The sequence below is a fragment of the Streptococcus mitis genome (assembly GCF_946190325.1).
Lineage (GTDB): Bacteria > Bacillota > Bacilli > Lactobacillales > Streptococcaceae > Streptococcus > Streptococcus mitis_CF.
In genome coordinates this window covers 232,559-248,380 of the sequence record NZ_CAMHZR010000002.1, presented here as the reverse complement: position 1 = coordinate 248,380, position 15,822 = coordinate 232,559, and the positions used below count along the sequence as shown (strand labels likewise).

Sequence of the window (15,822 nt, the reverse complement as noted above, 5' to 3'; positions counted from 1 at the left end):
AGTATTTACGGAATCAGTAAATACTGAGGGAGTGGAGGTTTAACTCTAACATTTGTAAGAGTTTGGTCTCCCCTCTTCTATTTTGTTTTTAAATAGGGGTGAGAAAATTTTTTGCTTCTATTTAAAAATAAAATAAGGAGATCAAATCATGAATCTTTTGATTATGGGCTTACCTGGTGCAGGTAAGGGAACTCAAGCAGCAAAAATCGTAGAACAATTCCATGTTGCACATATCTCAACAGGTGATATGTTCCGCGCTGCTATGGCAAATCAAACTGAAATGGGTGTTCTTGCTAAGTCATACATTGACAAGGGTGAATTGGTTCCTGACGAAGTTACAAATGGAATCGTAAAAGAACGTCTTTCACAAGATGATATTAAAGAAACAGGATTCTTGTTGGATGGTTACCCACGTACAATCGAACAAGCTCATGCCTTGGACAAAACATTGGCTGAACTTGGCATTGAACTAGAAGGTGTCATCAACATTGAGGTGAACCCTGACAGTCTCTTGGAACGTTTGAGTGGTCGTATTATCCACCGCGTAACTGGAGAAACTTTCCACAAGGTCTTTAACCCACCAGTTGACTATAAAGAAGAAGATTACTACCAACGTGAAGATGATAAGCCTGAGACAGTCAAACGTCGTTTGGATGTGAATATTGCTCAAGGAGAACCAATCATTGCTCACTACCGTGCCAAAGGTTTGGTTCATGACATCGAAGGTAATCAAGATATCAATGATGTCTTCTCAGATATCGAAAAAGTATTGACAAATTTGAAATAAAGCGTTTTTCACACTTGCAAAAATCCGCTACAAATGTTATACTGAGATAGTCTGACTTATAATTGTTGTCTCTGTGTCTAGAGGCATCGAATCGAAATTTATGGAGGTGCTTTTGCGTGGCAAAAGACGATGTGATTGAAGTTGAAGGCAAAGTAGTTGATACAATGCCGAATGCAATGTTTACGGTTGAACTTGAAAATGGACATCAGATTTTAGCAACAGTTTCTGGTAAAATTCGTAAAAACTATATTCGTATTTTAGCGGGAGATCGTGTTACTGTCGAAATGAGTCCATATGACTTGACACGTGGACGTATCACTTACCGCTTTAAATAATCGAAAAACTTGGAGGGATAAGAAATGAAAGTAAGACCATCGGTCAAACCAATTTGCGAATACTGTAAAGTTATTCGTCGTAATGGTCGTGTTATGGTGATTTGCCCAGCAAATCCAAAACACAAACAACGTCAAGGATAAGATAGAAAGGAGAAAACATGGCTCGTATTGCTGGAGTTGACATTCCAAATGACAAACGCGTAGTAATCTCATTGACTTATGTTTATGGTATCGGACTTGCAACATCTAAGAAAATTTTGGCTGCTGCTGGAATCTCAGAAGATGTTCGTGTACGTGATCTTACATCAGATCAAGAAGATGCTATCCGTCGTGAAGTGGATGCAATCAAAGTTGAAGGTGACCTTCGTCGTGAAGTAAACTTGAACATCAAACGTTTGATGGAAATCGGTTCATACCGTGGTATCCGTCACCGTCGTGGACTTCCTGTCCGTGGACAAAACACTAAAAACAACGCTCGCACTCGTAAAGGTAAAGCTGTTGCGATTGCTGGTAAGAAAAAATAATATAGGAGGTAAAAGTCTTGGCTAAACCAACACGTAAACGTCGTGTGAAAAAGAATATCGAATCTGGTATTGCTCATATTCACGCTACATTTAATAACACTATTGTTATGATTACTGATGTGCATGGTAATGCAATTGCTTGGTCATCAGCTGGTGCTCTTGGTTTCAAAGGTTCTCGTAAATCTACACCATTCGCTGCTCAAATGGCTTCTGAAGCTGCTGCTAAATCTGCACAAGAACACGGTCTTAAATCAGTTGAAGTTACTGTAAAAGGTCCAGGTTCTGGTCGTGAGTCAGCTATTCGTGCGCTTGCTGCCGCTGGTCTTGAAGTAACAGCAATTCGTGATGTGACTCCAGTGCCACACAATGGTGCTCGTCCTCCAAAACGTCGCCGTGTATAATCATCGCATTACACTGCTTTTCGTTTAAGAGGGAGTAACTAAATGATCGAGTTTGAAAAACCAAATATAACAAAAATTGATGAAAATAAAGATTATGGCAAGTTTGTAATCGAACCACTTGAACGTGGCTACGGTACAACTCTTGGTAACTCTCTTCGTCGTGTACTTCTAGCTTCTCTACCAGGAGCAGCTGTGACATCTATCAACATTGATGGTGTGTTACATGAGTTTGACACAGTTCCAGGTGTTCGTGAAGATGTGATGCAAATCATTCTGAACATTAAAGGAATTGCAGTGAAATCGTACGTTGAAGACGAAAAAATCATCGAACTAGATGTTGAAGGTCCTGCTGAAGTAACAGCTGGTGACATTTTGACAGATAGCGATATTGAAATTGTAAATCCAGATCATTATCTCTTTACAATCGGTGAAGGTTCTTCCCTAAAAGCGACTATGACTGTTAACAGTGGTCGTGGATATGTACCTGCTGATGAAAATAAAAAAGATAATGCACCAGTTGGAACACTTGCTGTAGATTCTATTTATACACCAGTTACAAAAGTCAACTATCAAGTGGAACCTGCTCGTGTAGGTAGCAATGATGGATTTGACAAATTAACCCTTGAAATCTTGACTAATGGAACAATTATTCCAGAAGATGCTTTAGGGCTTTCAGCACGCATTTTGACAGAACATCTTGATTTGTTTACAAATCTTACTGAGATTGCTAAGTCAACTGAAGTGATGAAAGAAGCTGACACTGAATCTGACGATCGTATTTTGGATCGTACGATTGAGGAACTGGACTTGTCTGTGCGTTCATACAACTGTTTGAAACGTGCCGGTATCAATACTGTGCATGATTTGACAGAAAAATCTGAAGCAGAGATGATGAAAGTACGAAATCTTGGACGCAAGAGTTTGGAAGAAGTGAAACTCAAACTCATTGATTTGGGTCTTGGATTAAAAGATAAATAAAGGAGGAATACATGGCTTACCGTAAACTAGGACGCACTAGCTCACAACGTAAAGCAATGCTTCGCGATTTGACAACTGACCTTTTGATCAACGAATCAATCGTGACAACTGAAGCTCGTGCTAAAGAAATCCGTAAAACTGTTGAAAAAATGATTACTCTAGGTAAACGTGGTGATTTGCATGCACGTCGTCAAGCAGCTGCTTTCGTACGTAATGAAATCGCATCTGAAAACTATGATGAAGCAACTGATAAGTACACTTCTACTACAGCACTTCAAAAATTGTTCTCAGAAATCGCACCTCGTTATGCTGAACGTAACGGTGGATACACTCGTATCCTTAAAACTGAACCACGTCGTGGTGATGCAGCGCCAATGGCGATCATCGAATTAGTATAAAATCATCAATTTTGTTGAGTGTTATGATGATGGAGTCTTGTGCTCTTAGTCTAGCTCTGGTCTACCGCTAGGATTTCGGTCCTAGCGGGAACACTCATCATAAGTTGGGATAGTAGACGCTTGTTTACGAAATTGTTTTTTTCTTAAGAACAACTTCGTAAGCAGGCGTTTTTGAGTATTTTAGTTAGAATTATGCTATACTATTTGAAAAGAATCCTGTTTAATGTTCAGGTTTCCTAATTAAAAGAAGAATTGGAGTTTGCTTATGAAAGCGATTATAACTGTTGTTGGTAAAGATAAATCTGGAATTGTTGCAGGTGTTTCTGGTAAAATTGCAGAATTGGGGTTGAATATTGATGATATCTCTCAAACCGTCTTGGATGAATATTTCACGATGATGGCTGTCGTCTCTAGTGATAAAAAGCAAGATTTTACCTATCTTCGTAATGAATTTGAAGCTTTTGGGCAAACTTTGAATGTAAAAATCAATATTCAGAGTGCAGCGATTTTCGAAGCTATGTATAATATCTAGGAGGTGCACATGGATATTAGACAAGTTACTGAAACCATTGCCATGATTGAGGAGCAAAACTTCGATATCAGAACCATTACCATGGGGATTTCTCTTTTGGACTGTATTGATCCAGATATCAATCGTGCTGCGGAGAAAATTTATCAAAAGATTACGACCAAGGCAGCTAATTTAGTGGCTGTTGGCGATGAAATTGCGGCTGAGTTGGGGATTCCAATCGTTAATAAGCGTGTATCGGTGACTCCTATCTCTTTGATTGGGGCAGCGACAGATGCGACGGACTATGTGGTTCTGGCAAAAGCGCTTGATAGGGCTGCGAAAGAAATCGGTGTGGACTTTATTGGTGGTTTCTCTGCCTTGGTACAAAAGGGGTACCAAAAGGGAGATGAGATTCTCATCAATTCTATTCCTCGTGCTTTGGCTGAAACGGACAAGGTCTGCTCGTCAGTCAATATCGGCTCAACCAAGTCTGGTATCAATATGACGGCTGTCGCAGATATGGGACGAGTTATCAAGGAAACGGCAACTCTATCTGATATGGGGGCAGCCAAGTTGGTTGTATTCGCTAATGCTGTTGAGGACAATCCATTTATGGCGGGTGCCTTCCATGGTGTTGGGGAAGCAGATGTTATCATCAATGTCGGAGTTTCTGGTCCTGGTGTGGTGAAGCGTGCTCTGGAAAAAGTTCGTGGAGAGAGCTTTGACGTAGTAGCCGAAACAGTTAAGAAAACTGCCTTTAAAATCACTCGTATCGGTCAATTGGTTGGTCAAATGGCCAGTGAGAGACTGGGTGTGGAATTTGGTATTGTGGACTTGAGCTTGGCGCCAACTCCTGCGGTTGGAGATTCTGTTGCACGTGTCCTTGAAGAAATGGGGCTAGAAACAGTTGGTACGCATGGGACGACGGCTGCCTTGGCTCTCTTGAATGACCAAGTTAAGAAGGGTGGAGTTATGGCCTGCAACCAAGTCGGTGGTTTGTCTGGTGCCTTTATCCCTGTTTCTGAGGATGAGGGAATGATTGCTGCAGTGCAAAATGGTTCTCTTAATTTAGAAAAACTAGAAGCCATGACGGCTATCTGTTCTGTTGGTTTGGATATGATTGCCATTCCAGAGGGTACACCAGCTGAAACCATTGCGGCCATGATTGCAGATGAAGCTGCAATTGGTGTTATCAATATGAAAACAACGGCTGTTCGTATCATTCCAAAAGGAAAAGAAGGCGATATGATTGAGTTTGGTGGTCTTCTTGGTACAGCTCCAGTAATGAAAGTCAATGGAGCTTCGTCTGTCGATTTCATTTCTCGTGGAGGCCAAATCCCAGCACCAATTCATAGTTTTAAAAATTAAGAAAATAGGAGAAATTTTAAGTTCTATTTAAGGTTGGATGTGTATACTATAATCATTAAATAAAGACCTCCTAATATTATTTGAAACAGATAACACTGATTTAGTTTGAATTTGATTTTCATCTAATATCTTTATTTAATGAACTCCTAAACTTTTTCATAATAATCTCCTGCAAAAGTCGCCTGTCTGGGTGGCTTTTGTTTTATCATCCATGATATAATAGAAGCAAACGGAGGACGGAAAATGGTAAAAGTACGATTGTATTTGGTACGTCATGGCAAGACTATGTTTAACACGATTGGTCGCGCGCAAGGTTGGAGCGATACTCCCTTAACAGCTGAAGGTGAACGAGGAATTCAAGAATTAGGAATCGGTTTGCGAGAATCTGGTCTACAGTTTGAGCGCGCTTATTCGAGTGATTCAGGGCGCACCATTCAGACAATGGGAATCATTCTTGAAGAACTTGGCTTGCAGGGGAAAATCCCTTATCGCATGGACAAGCGTATCAGAGAATGGTGTTTCGGTAGCTTTGACGGAGCTTATGATGGTGATCTTTTCATGGGCATTATTCCTCGTATCTTTAATGTGGACCACGTTCACCAATTGTCTTATGCTGAACTGGCTGAGGGTTTGGTAGAGGTCGATACAGCTGGTTGGGCTGAAGGATGGGAAAAACTCAGTGGTCGAATCAAGGAAGGTTTTGAAGCGATTGCCAAAGAAATGGAAGAACAAGGTGGGGGCAACGCTCTCGTTGTCAGCCACGGAATGACCATTGGAACCATTGTTTATCTGATTAATGGTATGCATCCGCATGGTCTAGATAATGGTAGCGTGACTATCCTTGAATATGAGGGCGGCCAGTTTAGAGTTGAGGTTGTCGGAGACCGTAGTTACCGAGAGCTAGGGCGTGAGAAGATGCAAGAGACAAATAGTTAATAGAAGTTAGCTCCAAATGGGGGCTAATTTTTTATACTGTTATATAAGCTGGATTTGCGATTCAGTCTTTCTTGTTATACAAGCCTAAAAGAACATTTCTCGTCTTTCAAATTCCCTCAAAAATGGTATAATAGTAACATCACAAAATTGGAGAGAGACCATGAGTTTTTACAATCATAAAGAAATCGAGCCTAAGTGGCAGGGCTACTGGGCAGAACATCATACATTTAAGACAGGAACAGATGCATCAAAACCTAAGTTTTATGCTCTTGATATGTTCCCTTATCCATCTGGAGCGGGTCTGCACGTAGGACACCCAGAAGGCTATACAGCGACAGATATCCTCAGCCGTTTCAAACGTGCGCAAGGATACAATGTCCTTCACCCAATGGGTTGGGATGCTTTTGGTTTGCCTGCAGAGCAATACGCTATGGATACAGGTAATGACCCAGCAGAATTTACGGCGGAGAACATTGCCAACTTCAAACGCCAAATCAATGCGCTTGGATTTTCTTATGACTGGGATCGTGAAGTTAACACAACAGATCCAAATTACTACAAGTGGACTCAATGGATTTTCACTAAGCTTTACGAAAAAGGCTTGGCCTATGAAGCAGAAGTACCAGTAAACTGGGTTGAGGAGCTAGGAACTGCCATCGCTAACGAAGAAGTTCTTCCTGATGGAACATCTGAGCGTGGAGGTTATCCAGTTGTCCGCAAACCAATGCGCCAATGGATGCTCAAAATCACGGCCTACGCAGAGCGTCTGCTCAATGACTTGGATGAGCTTGATTGGCCAGAGTCTATCAAGGACATGCAACGTAACTGGATTGGGAAATCAACTGGTGCTAATGTAACTTTTAAAGTTAAGGGAACAGACAAGGAATTTACAGTCTTTACCACTCGTCCTGATACTCTTTTCGGTGCGACTTTCACAGTTTTGGCTCCTGAACATGATTTGGTTGACGCTATCACAAGTCCAGAGCAAGCAGAAGCAGTAGCAGACTACAAACACCAAGCCAGTCTGAAATCAGACTTGGCTCGTACTGACCTTGCCAAAGAAAAAACTGGTGTTTGGACTGGTGCTTATGCCATTAACCCTGTCAATGGCAAAGAGATTCCAATCTGGATTGCGGATTATGTTCTTGCTAGTTACGGTACAGGTGCCGTTATGGCTGTGCCAGCCCATGACCAACGTGACTGGGAATTTGCTAAGCAATTTGATCTTCCAATCGTCGAAGTACTTGAAGGTGGAAATGTAGCAGAAGCTGCCTACACAGAGGACGGCCTTCACGTTAATTCAGACTTCCTAGATGGATTAAACAAAGAAGAAGCGATTGCTAAGATCGTGGCTTGGTTGGAAGAAAAAGGCTGTGGACAAGAGAAGGTTACCTACCGTCTCCGCGACTGGCTCTTTAGCCGTCAACGTTACTGGGGTGAGCCAATTCCTATCATTCATTGGGAAGATGGAACTTCAACAGCTGTCCCTGAAAGTGAATTGCCACTTGTCTTGCCAGTAACCAAGGATATCCGTCCTTCAGGTACTGGTGAAAGTCCACTAGCTAACTTGACAGATTGGCTTGAAGTGACTCGTGAAGATGGTGTCAAGGGTCGTCGTGAAACCAACACCATGCCACAATGGGCAGGTTCAAGCTGGTACTACCTCCGCTATATTGACCCACACAATACTGAGAAATTGGCCGATGAGGATCTTCTCAAACAATGGTTGCCAGTAGATATCTATGTTGGTGGTGCAGAGCATGCCGTCCTTCACTTGCTCTACGCTCGTTTCTGGCACAAATTCCTCTATGACCTCGGTGTCGTTCCAACCAAAGAACCATTCCAAAAACTCTTTAACCAAGGGATGATTTTGGGAACCAGCTACCGTGATCACCGTGGAGCGCTTGTGGCGACTGACAAGGTTGAAAAACGTGATGGATCCTTCTTCCATGTGGAAACAGGTGAAGAGTTAGAGCAAGCTCCAGCTAAGATGTCTAAGTCCCTCAAGAATGTGGTTAACCCAGATGATGTGGTGGAACAATACGGTGCTGATACCCTTCGTGTTTATGAAATGTTTATGGGACCACTTGATGCTTCGATCGCTTGGTCAGAAGAAGGACTGGAAGGAAGCCGTAAGTTCCTTGATCGTGTTTACCGTTTGATTACAAGTAAGGAGACTGTTGCGGAAAACAATGGCGCTCTTGACAAGGTCTACAACGAAACTGTTAAAGCTGTCACTGAGCAAATCGAATCATTGAAATTCAACACAGCCATTGCCCAACTTATGGTCTTTGTCAACGCGGCTAACAAAGAAGACAAACTTTATGTAGACTACGCCAAAGGCTTCGTTCAGTTGATTGCACCATTTGCACCTCACTTGGCAGAAGAGCTCTGGCAAACAGTTGCAGCAACAGGTGACTCAATCTCTTACGTGGCTTGGCCGACATGGGACGAAAGCAAATTAGTTGAAGACGAAATCGAAATCGTTGTCCAAATCAAAGGAAAAGTCCGTGCCAAACTCATGGTCGCTAAAGATCTATCACGCGAAGAATTACAAGAAATTGCTCTCGCTGACGAAAAAGTCAAAGCAGAAATTGATGGTAAGGAAATCGTGAAAGTGATTAGTGTACCTAATAAATTGGTTAATATCGTTGTGAAATAAGATAGGAATCCTTCAGAGTAGAATCTGGAGGATTTTTTGAATCTTGTTATGAAAGTATGATATACTATGTGCAACTATAAAGTTTGGAAAGCAAAACAAGGAGAAGGTTATGCCAGTAAATGAATATGGTCAGATGATTGGTGAGGCAATGGAAGGTTACACACCCGGTGCACTGCCTTCTATTGATTTCTTAGAAGGGCGTTATGCTAGGATAGAGGCTCTCTCGGTAGAAAAGCATGCGAAGGATTTGTTAGCTGTTTATGGTCCTGATACTCCTCGTGAGATGTGGACCTACCTCTTTCAGGAAGCAGTAGCAGACATAGAGGAGCTGCTTACTCTTTTAAATCAGATGTTGGCTCGTAAGGACCGTTTTTACTATGCAATCATAGACAAGGCAACTGGTAAGGCTTTGGGAACTTTTTCTCTCATGCGCATTGACCAGAATAACCGAGTAATAGAAGTGGGAGCTGTCACTTTTTCTCCAGAGCTCAGGGGGACACGGATAGGAACAGAAGCCCAGTATCTCTTGGCTTGCTATGTCTTTGAGGAGCTTAACTATCGTCGCTATGAATGGAAATGCGATGCTCTTAACCTGCCATCAAGACGAGCTGCGGAGCGTTTGGGATTTGTCTATGAAGGAACCTTCCGTCAGGCAGTCATTTATAAGGGGCGTACGAGGGATACGGATTGGTTGTCTATGATTGATAAGGACTGGCCAAAAGTCAAAACGCGTTTGGAAACGTGGTTGTCTCCTGAAAATTTTGATCAAAATGGACGACAGTACAAGAGTTTGAGAGAACTCTAAGAGGTGGTGCCATGATAATCATTAGAAAACAAGAAATTGTCAAGCTCGAGGATGTTTTTTATCTCTATCAGGCTGTCGGTTGGACAAATTATACAAATCAACCTCAGATACTGGAGCAGGCCTTGTCTCACTCATTAGCAATTTATCTGGCACTTGATGGTGATACCGTGGTGGGTTTGATTCGTTTGGTTGGAGATGGTTTTTCGTCAGTTTTTGTACAGGATTTGATTGTTTTACCTAGCTATCAGCGCCAAGGAATTGGTAGCTCCTTGATGAAAGAGGCTTTAGAGGATTTTAAAGAGGCTTATCAAGTCCAGCTGGCGACAGAACAGACAGAAAAAAACGTTGGATTTTATCGTTCTATGGGGTTTGAAACTTTATCCACCTATGATTGTACAGGAATGATTTGGGTAAACAGAGAAAAATAACAAAACTTGTTTGTTATTAAGCAAAGTTTAAGGATGGTCTAGTATGATATAGTCATTAAATAAAGACCTCCTAACTTTATTTAATGAAATCCTAAAACTTTTTTCATCATAATCTCCTAATGAAGTCACCCAATCAGGTGGCTTTTTTTCGTGGTGAGGTGATGGTGATAGAAATTTTTTGCAAAATAGTAAAATTTGAGAAAAGTTAAGCTAGTTTTAAGCTTCGTATTGTATCATATAGTTATTAAATAAAGACCTCCTAACTTTATTTAATAAAATCCTAAACTTTTCTTTTTCATAATAATCTCCCTTAACTCCACCCAATCAGGTGGAGTTTTTTGGCTCTATTTCAGGCTTTTGGGGAGTTTTCTAAACATCATTTTTCGATATTTTTCGGATTTTTGTCGGGGACTTTTTGAGATTTTTTCGGGGACTTTTTTAGCGAATAGGACTAAGAAATAGGTCTGTTGTCGCTTCAGTTACTTCAACCTCAATTTGATTGCAAGTGTCTGTGAATTGAAGTGTTAGAACTGATGTAATAATGCTCTTGGTTGTCAAGGCGTGGTGCATCATATTGTTGTACGGCGGTTAAAGAGAATGTAAACCTTTGACAAAATTTGTGAACTGTGGGATAATGGAAGAGAATTAAGGATTAGTTCTATATCATAGGCTAGAAAAGACCCCAAGCTCACGACCAAATAAGCTTGGGGTCTTTTTTGACACTATTTGTCCTTGTTTAGCCATTTATCGACTAAGCGAAGAACAACACCGACTGCGATTGGTCCGATGATAGTTTTAAGGATTAGTTCCATCATGGGCTATCTCACCTCCCTTCGTAGGCGGTGTAGAAGTGCCGTAGAATATTATACCACATGAGGGCTAAACTCGATAGGCACCCAATCAGGTGGCTTTTTTGTTTGTAGGCTGGATTTTTGCTATAATAGAATCATGAGTAGAATTTTAGATAATGAAATCATGGGTGATGAGGAGTTGGTAGAACGTACTCTCCGTCCCCAATATTTACGTGAATATATCGGTCAGGACAAGGTCAAGGATCAGCTGCAAATATTTATCGAAGCAGCAAAAATGCGGGATGAGGCGCTGGATCATGTCCTCTTATTTGGACCTCCAGGTCTGGGGAAAACGACCATGGCTTTTGTTATTGCCAATGAACTGGGCGTAAATCTTAAGCAGACTTCTGGTCCAGTCATTGAAAAAGCTGGTGATTTGGTAGCGATTTTGAATGACTTAGAACCGGGGGATGTCCTTTTTATTGATGAGATTCATCGCTTGCCTATGTCAGTGGAAGAGGTGCTTTATAGTGCTATGGAGGACTTCTACATTGATATCATGATTGGGGCTGGTGAAGGCAGTCGCAGTGTTCATTTGGAGTTGCCACCTTTTACCTTGATTGGTGCGACGACTCGGGCTGGCATGCTTTCCAATCCTTTACGGGCACGTTTTGGAATTACAGGTCACATGGAGTATTATGCCCATGCTGACTTGACGGAAATTGTTGAGCGGACGGCAGATATTTTTGAGATGGAAATCACTCATGAGGCAGCATCTGAATTAGCCCTACGTAGTCGTGGAACCCCTCGTATTGCCAATCGTCTCCTCAAACGCGTGCGCGATTTTGCCCAGATTATAGGGAATGGGGTTATCGATGATCTTATTACTGATAAGGCTTTGACTATGCTGGATGTTGACCATGAAGGTCTGGACTATGTGGACCAGAAAATCCTTCGCACCATGATTGAGATGTACGGTGGTGGTCCTGTTGGTCTAGGAACTCTTTCTGTTAACATAGCAGAAGAGCGTGAGACAGTTGAAGACATGTATGAGCCCTACTTGATTCAAAAAGGTTTTATCATGCGGACACGTTCTGGACGGGTGGCGACTGCTAAGGCATATGAGCATTTAGGGTATGAATATATTGAAAAATAAGGCTGAAATTTTAGACTCTTTCAGAGAAAATCCGGATATGATGGCTATTTTGACTATCATCCGAAACCTTGGTCTGAAAGATTCTTGGTTGGCAGCAGGTTCTGTCAGAAATTTTATCTGGAATCTCTTGTCAGAGAGACCAGCATTTGATCTTGAAACAGATGTAGATGTGATTTTCTTTGATCCGGATATTTCTTATGAGGAAACCTTGTTCCTAGAGAAAAAGTTGAGAGCGGATTTTCCTCAGTATCAGTGGGAATTGAAAAATCAGGTCTATATGCACCAGCACAGCCCTCATACTGCTCCCTATAGCAGCTCTTGTGATGCTATGAGTAAGTATCCAGAACGATGTACGGCTGTTGGACTGCGCTTGAATGAAAAATCCGTTTTGGAACTCTTTACTCCATACGGTTTGGAGGATATTTTGAATTTTCAAGTTCGTCCAACTCCTCATTTTTTAGAGAATCAAGACCGAATGGTTCTCTATCGAACACGTCTATCCAAGAAAAATTGGCAGGAGAAATGGAAAAATTTGATTTTAAAAAATACTTAAGGAAACTTTAAGCTAGGAAGTGTATACTAAGTCCATAAGTTAAGAAGACCTTAACTTAAACTCCTAAAACTTTTTCATAATAATCTCCCTATAAAAAATAGAGTCGCCCAATCAGGCGGCTTATTTTTTTGAAAAATGGGCTTGGTGCCTGAGAATAATACTCAATGAAAATCAAAGAGCAAACTAGGAAGCTAGCCGCAGGCTGTACTTGAGTACGGCAAGGTGAAGCTGACGTGGTTTGAATTTGATTTTCGAAGAGTATAAATAGCTTAGTGATAGAAGAAAATAGGGAAATATGGTATAATGAAACGATAGATTTTTGAATAGGAATAAGATCATGTTTGGATTTTTTAAGAAAGATAAGGCTGTGGAAGTAGAGGTTCCGACACAGGTTCCTGCTCATATCGGCATCATCATGGATGGTAATGGCCGTTGGGCTAAAAAACGTATGCAACCGAGGGTTTTTGGACATAAGGCGGGCATGGAAGCATTGCAAACTGTGACCAAGGCAGCCAACAAACTAGGCGTCAAGGTTATTACGGTCTATGCTTTTTCTACGGAAAATTGGAACCGTCCAGATCAGGAAGTCAAGTTTATCATGAACTTGCCAGTAGAGTTTTATGATAATTATGTCCCGGAATTGCATGCGAATAATGTTAAGATTCAAATGATTGGGGAGACAGATCGCCTTCCTAAGCAAACTTTTGAAGCTCTGACTAAAGCTGAGGAATTGACTAAGAACAACACAGGATTGATTCTTAATTTTGCCCTCAACTATGGGGGACGTGCTGAGATTACACAGGCTCTTAAGTTGATTTCCCAGGATGTGTTAGATGCCAAAATCAACCCAGGTGACATCACAGAGGAATTGATTGGCAACTATCTCTTCACCCAGCATTTACCTAAGGAGTTACGAGACCCAGACTTAATTATTCGGACTAGTGGAGAATTGCGCTTGAGCAATTTCCTTCCATGGCAGGGAGCCTACAGTGAGCTCTATTTTACGGATACCTTGTGGCCTGATTTTGACGAGGCGGCCTTGCAGGAAGCCATTATTGCCTACAATCGTCGTCATCGCCGATTTGGAGGAGTTTAGGAGGAAATATGACACAGGATTTACAGAAAAGAACCTTGTTTGCAGGGATTGCCCTGGCTATTTTCCTACCAATTTTAATGATTGGGGGACTCTTGCTGCAGATAGCAATTGGAATCATAGCCATGCTAGCCATGCATGAACTTTTGAAGATGAGAGGTCTAGAGACCATGACTATGGAGGGCCTCTTGACCCTCTTTGCAACCTTTGCCTTGACCATTCCCTTGGAGAATTATCTGACTTTTTTACCAGTTGATGGGAATGTGGTTGCCTATAGTGTTTTGATTTCAATCATGTTAGGAACGACCGTTTTTAGCAAGTCTTATACGATTGAGGACGCTGTTTTCCCTCTTGCTATGAGTTTCTATGTTGGCTTTGGATTTAATGCTTTACTAGATGCTCGTGTCGCAGGCTTAGATAAGGCTCTCTTGGCCTTGTGTATCGTCTGGGCGACAGACAGTGGTGCCTATCTTATAGGAATGAACTATGGTAAACGAAAATTAGCTCCGACAGTTTCTCCAAATAAAACCTTTGAGGGTGCCTTGGGTGGTATTTTAGGTGCTATTTTAGTAACCATCATCTTTATGATGTTTGATAGGACAGTTGCTCTTCCGTATGGAATTTACAAGATGTCAGTCTTTGCTATTTTCTTTAGCATTGCTGGACAATTTGGTGATTTACTAGAAAGTTCGATCAAGCGTCACTTTGGTGTCAAGGATTCTGGGAAATTTATTCCTGGACATGGTGGTGTTTTGGATCGTTTCGATAGTATGTTGCTTGTATTTCCAATCATGCACTTGTTTGGACTCTTTTAATCAAAAGACGGAGGAAACACTATGCTCGGAATTTTAACCTTTATTCTGGTTTTTGGGATTATTGTGGTGGTGCACGAGTTCGGACACTTCTACTTTGCCAAGAAATCAGGGATTCTAGTGCGTGAATTTGCCATTGGCATGGGACCCAAGATCTTTGCTCATATTGGCAAGGATGGAACGGCTTATACCATTCGAATCTTGCCTCTGGGTGGCTACGTTCGTATGGCCGGTTGGGGTGATGATACAACTGAAATCAAGACAGGAACTCCTGTCAGTTTGACCCTTACTGATGATGGTAAAGTTAAACGCATCAATCTCTCAGGTAAAAAATTGGATCAAACAGCTCTTCCTATGCAGGTGACCCAGTTTGACTTTGAAGACAAGCTCTTTATCAAAGGATTGGTTCTGGAAGAAGAAAAAACTTTTGCAGTGGATCACGATGCAACGGTTGTGGAAGCAGATGGAACTGAGGTTCGGATTGCTCCTTTGGATGTTCAATATCAAAATGCGACTATCTGGGGGAAACTCATTACCAACTTTGCAGGCCCTATGAACAACTTTATCTTAGGTGTCGTTGTTTTCTGGATTTTAATCTTTATGCAGGGTGGTGTCAGAGATGTCGATACCAACCAGTTTCATGTCATGCCCCAAGGGGCCTTGGCTAAGGTAGGAGTGCCAGAAACGGCACAAATTACCAAGATTGGCTCACATGAGATTAACAACTGGGAAAGCTTGATTCAGGCTGTGGAATCAGAAACCAAAGATAAGACGGCCCCAACCTTGGATGTGACTATTTCTGAAAAGGGTAGTGATAAACAAGTTACGGTTACTCCGGAAGAAAGTCAAGGCCGTTACCTTCTAGGTGTTCAACCGGGAATTAAGTCAGATTTTCTATCCATGTTTGTAGGTGGTTTTACAACTGCTACTGACTCGGCCCTCCGAATTCTCTCAGAACTGAAAAATTTGATTTTCCAACCGGATTTGAACAAGCTGGGTGGACCTGTTGCTATCTTTAAGGCAAGTAGTGATGCCGCTAAAAATGGAATTGAGAATGTCTTGTACTTCTTGGCAGTGATTTCCATCAATATTGGGATTTTTAATCTTATTCCGATTCCAGCTCTGGATGGTGGTAAGATTGTGCTCAATATCCTAGAAGCTATCCGCCGCAAACCATTGAAACAAGAAATTGAAACCTATGTCACCTTGGCCGGAGTGGTCATCATGGTTGTCTTGATGATTGCTGTGACCTGGAATGACATTATGCGACTCTTTTTTAGATAA

Annotated in this window: 19 protein-coding genes; 18 read left to right on the top strand and 1 reads right to left on the bottom strand. The window is 41.6% G+C overall.

Annotation, left to right across the window (positions count from 1 at the left end; genetic code table 11):
* The first annotated feature begins 148 nt into the window (after nt 1-148).
* From N8M95_RS04095 to N8M95_RS04035, 13 genes are all read left to right on the top strand, one after another.
* Nucleotides 149-787, top strand: a complete 639-nt coding sequence (locus N8M95_RS04095; protein ID WP_001050436.1) for an adenylate kinase — start codon at nt 149-151, stop codon at nt 785-787.
* Nucleotides 788-903: 116 nt separating this feature from the next.
* Nucleotides 904-1,122 carry a translation initiation factor IF-1 gene (gene infA, locus N8M95_RS04090; RefSeq protein WP_001029883.1) on the top strand — a complete coding sequence of 73 codons (219 nt, stop codon included), beginning with the start codon at nt 904-906 and terminating at the stop codon, nt 1,120-1,122.
* Nucleotides 1,123-1,146: 24 nt separating this feature from the next.
* Nucleotides 1,147-1,263 (top strand): 50S ribosomal protein L36, encoded by a 117-nt coding sequence (gene rpmJ, locus N8M95_RS04085; protein WP_001808836.1) that lies wholly within the window; start codon nt 1,147-1,149, stop codon nt 1,261-1,263.
* 17 nt (nt 1,264-1,280) lie between these two features.
* Nucleotides 1,281-1,646 (top strand): 30S ribosomal protein S13, encoded by a 366-nt coding sequence (gene rpsM, locus N8M95_RS04080; protein ID WP_000090781.1) that lies wholly within the window; start codon nt 1,281-1,283, stop codon nt 1,644-1,646.
* A gap of 17 nt (nt 1,647-1,663) precedes the next feature.
* Nucleotides 1,664-2,047: a 30S ribosomal protein S11 gene (rpsK, locus tag N8M95_RS04075; RefSeq protein ID WP_001118385.1), complete on the top strand. Its 384-nt coding sequence runs from the start codon at nt 1,664-1,666 to the stop codon at nt 2,045-2,047.
* A gap of 42 nt (nt 2,048-2,089) precedes the next feature.
* The gene (locus tag N8M95_RS04070; RefSeq protein WP_000568988.1) at nt 2,090-3,025 is read left to right on the top strand and encodes a DNA-directed RNA polymerase subunit alpha; all 936 of its coding nucleotides are present in this window, start codon (nt 2,090-2,092) and stop codon (nt 3,023-3,025) included.
* Nucleotides 3,026-3,036: 11 nt separating this feature from the next.
* On the top strand, nt 3,037-3,423 hold the full coding sequence (gene rplQ / locus N8M95_RS04065; RefSeq protein ID WP_000331493.1) for a 50S ribosomal protein L17: 387 nt from the start codon (nt 3,037-3,039) through the stop codon (nt 3,421-3,423).
* 265 nt (nt 3,424-3,688) lie between these two features.
* The gene (locus tag N8M95_RS04060; RefSeq protein WP_000644130.1) at nt 3,689-3,955 is read left to right on the top strand and encodes an ACT domain-containing protein; all 267 of its coding nucleotides are present in this window, start codon (nt 3,689-3,691) and stop codon (nt 3,953-3,955) included.
* 9 nt (nt 3,956-3,964) lie between these two features.
* Nucleotides 3,965-5,302 (top strand): PFL family protein, encoded by a 1,338-nt coding sequence (locus tag N8M95_RS04055; protein ID WP_247932524.1) that lies wholly within the window; start codon nt 3,965-3,967, stop codon nt 5,300-5,302.
* A 243-nt stretch (nt 5,303-5,545) separates the two neighbouring features.
* Nucleotides 5,546-6,238, top strand: coding sequence for a histidine phosphatase family protein (locus N8M95_RS04050; protein ID WP_247932525.1), 693 nt, complete (start codon nt 5,546-5,548; stop codon nt 6,236-6,238).
* 160 nt (nt 6,239-6,398) lie between these two features.
* Nucleotides 6,399-8,900 (top strand): leucine--tRNA ligase, encoded by a 2,502-nt coding sequence (leuS, locus tag N8M95_RS04045; RefSeq protein WP_261116670.1) that lies wholly within the window; start codon nt 6,399-6,401, stop codon nt 8,898-8,900.
* 109 nt (nt 8,901-9,009) lie between these two features.
* Entirely contained in the window at nt 9,010-9,705 is a 696-nt protein-coding gene (locus tag N8M95_RS04040; RefSeq protein ID WP_247932527.1) for a GNAT family N-acetyltransferase, read from the top strand.
* An 11-nt stretch (nt 9,706-9,716) separates the two neighbouring features.
* Nucleotides 9,717-10,133 (top strand): GNAT family N-acetyltransferase, encoded by a 417-nt coding sequence (locus N8M95_RS04035; RefSeq protein WP_247932528.1) that lies wholly within the window; start codon nt 9,717-9,719, stop codon nt 10,131-10,133.
* A 722-nt stretch (nt 10,134-10,855) separates the two neighbouring features.
* On the opposite strand, the gene N8M95_RS04030 is transcribed toward N8M95_RS04035, so the two are convergent.
* Complete coding sequence (locus N8M95_RS04030; protein WP_247932529.1) at nt 10,856-10,948, bottom strand: type I toxin-antitoxin system Fst family toxin; 93 nt, start codon at nt 10,946-10,948, stop codon at nt 10,856-10,858.
* A gap of 133 nt (nt 10,949-11,081) precedes the next feature.
* Between N8M95_RS04030 and ruvB the strand changes: the two genes are divergently transcribed.
* From ruvB to rseP, 5 genes are all read left to right on the top strand, one after another.
* On the top strand, nt 11,082-12,080 hold the full coding sequence (gene ruvB, locus N8M95_RS04025) for a Holliday junction branch migration DNA helicase RuvB (RefSeq protein ID WP_023946759.1): 999 nt from the start codon (nt 11,082-11,084) through the stop codon (nt 12,078-12,080).
* Complete coding sequence (locus tag N8M95_RS04020; protein ID WP_049502636.1) at nt 12,061-12,633, top strand: nucleotidyltransferase family protein; 573 nt, start codon at nt 12,061-12,063, stop codon at nt 12,631-12,633. Before ruvB ends, N8M95_RS04020 begins: the two co-directional genes overlap by 20 nt.
* 337 nt (nt 12,634-12,970) lie before the next feature.
* Entirely contained in the window at nt 12,971-13,729 is a 759-nt protein-coding gene (locus tag N8M95_RS04015) for an isoprenyl transferase (protein ID WP_261116669.1), read from the top strand.
* A gap of 8 nt (nt 13,730-13,737) precedes the next feature.
* Nucleotides 13,738-14,541, top strand: a complete 804-nt coding sequence (locus N8M95_RS04010) for a phosphatidate cytidylyltransferase (RefSeq protein WP_084930179.1) — start codon at nt 13,738-13,740, stop codon at nt 14,539-14,541.
* Nucleotides 14,542-14,562: 21 nt separating this feature from the next.
* Entirely contained in the window at nt 14,563-15,822 is a 1,260-nt protein-coding gene (gene rseP / locus N8M95_RS04005) for an RIP metalloprotease RseP (RefSeq protein WP_261116668.1), read from the top strand.

Bases quoted from the DNA above. Each gene is read 5' to 3' on its own strand.
- rplQ (WP_000331493.1), top strand. From the start codon at position 3,037: ATGGCTTACCGTAAACTAGGACGCACTAGCTCACAACGTAAAGCAATG.
- N8M95_RS04010 (WP_084930179.1), top strand. From the start codon at position 13,738: ATGACACAGGATTTACAGAAAAGAACCTTGTTTGCAGGGATTGCCCTG.
- N8M95_RS04035 (WP_247932528.1), top strand. From the start codon at position 9,717: ATGATAATCATTAGAAAACAAGAAATTGTCAAGCTCGAGGATGTTTTT.
- N8M95_RS04060 (WP_000644130.1), top strand. From the start codon at position 3,689: ATGAAAGCGATTATAACTGTTGTTGGTAAAGATAAATCTGGAATTGTT.
- leuS (WP_261116670.1), top strand. From the start codon at position 6,399: ATGAGTTTTTACAATCATAAAGAAATCGAGCCTAAGTGGCAGGGCTAC.
- N8M95_RS04055 (WP_247932524.1), top strand. From the start codon at position 3,965: ATGGATATTAGACAAGTTACTGAAACCATTGCCATGATTGAGGAGCAA.
- ruvB (WP_023946759.1), top strand. From the start codon at position 11,082: ATGAGTAGAATTTTAGATAATGAAATCATGGGTGATGAGGAGTTGGTA.
- N8M95_RS04070 (WP_000568988.1), top strand. From the start codon at position 2,090: ATGATCGAGTTTGAAAAACCAAATATAACAAAAATTGATGAAAATAAA.
- rpmJ (WP_001808836.1), top strand. From the start codon at position 1,147: ATGAAAGTAAGACCATCGGTCAAACCAATTTGCGAATACTGTAAAGTT.
- rpsM (WP_000090781.1), top strand. From the start codon at position 1,281: ATGGCTCGTATTGCTGGAGTTGACATTCCAAATGACAAACGCGTAGTA.
- N8M95_RS04095 (WP_001050436.1), top strand. From the start codon at position 149: ATGAATCTTTTGATTATGGGCTTACCTGGTGCAGGTAAGGGAACTCAA.
- N8M95_RS04030 (WP_247932529.1), bottom strand. From the start codon at position 10,948: ATGATGGAACTAATCCTTAAAACTATCATCGGACCAATCGCAGTCGGT.
- N8M95_RS04050 (WP_247932525.1), top strand. From the start codon at position 5,546: ATGGTAAAAGTACGATTGTATTTGGTACGTCATGGCAAGACTATGTTT.
- N8M95_RS04020 (WP_049502636.1), top strand. From the start codon at position 12,061: ATGAATATATTGAAAAATAAGGCTGAAATTTTAGACTCTTTCAGAGAA.
- rseP (WP_261116668.1), top strand. From the start codon at position 14,563: ATGCTCGGAATTTTAACCTTTATTCTGGTTTTTGGGATTATTGTGGTG.
- N8M95_RS04015 (WP_261116669.1), top strand. From the start codon at position 12,971: ATGTTTGGATTTTTTAAGAAAGATAAGGCTGTGGAAGTAGAGGTTCCG.
- N8M95_RS04040 (WP_247932527.1), top strand. From the start codon at position 9,010: ATGCCAGTAAATGAATATGGTCAGATGATTGGTGAGGCAATGGAAGGT.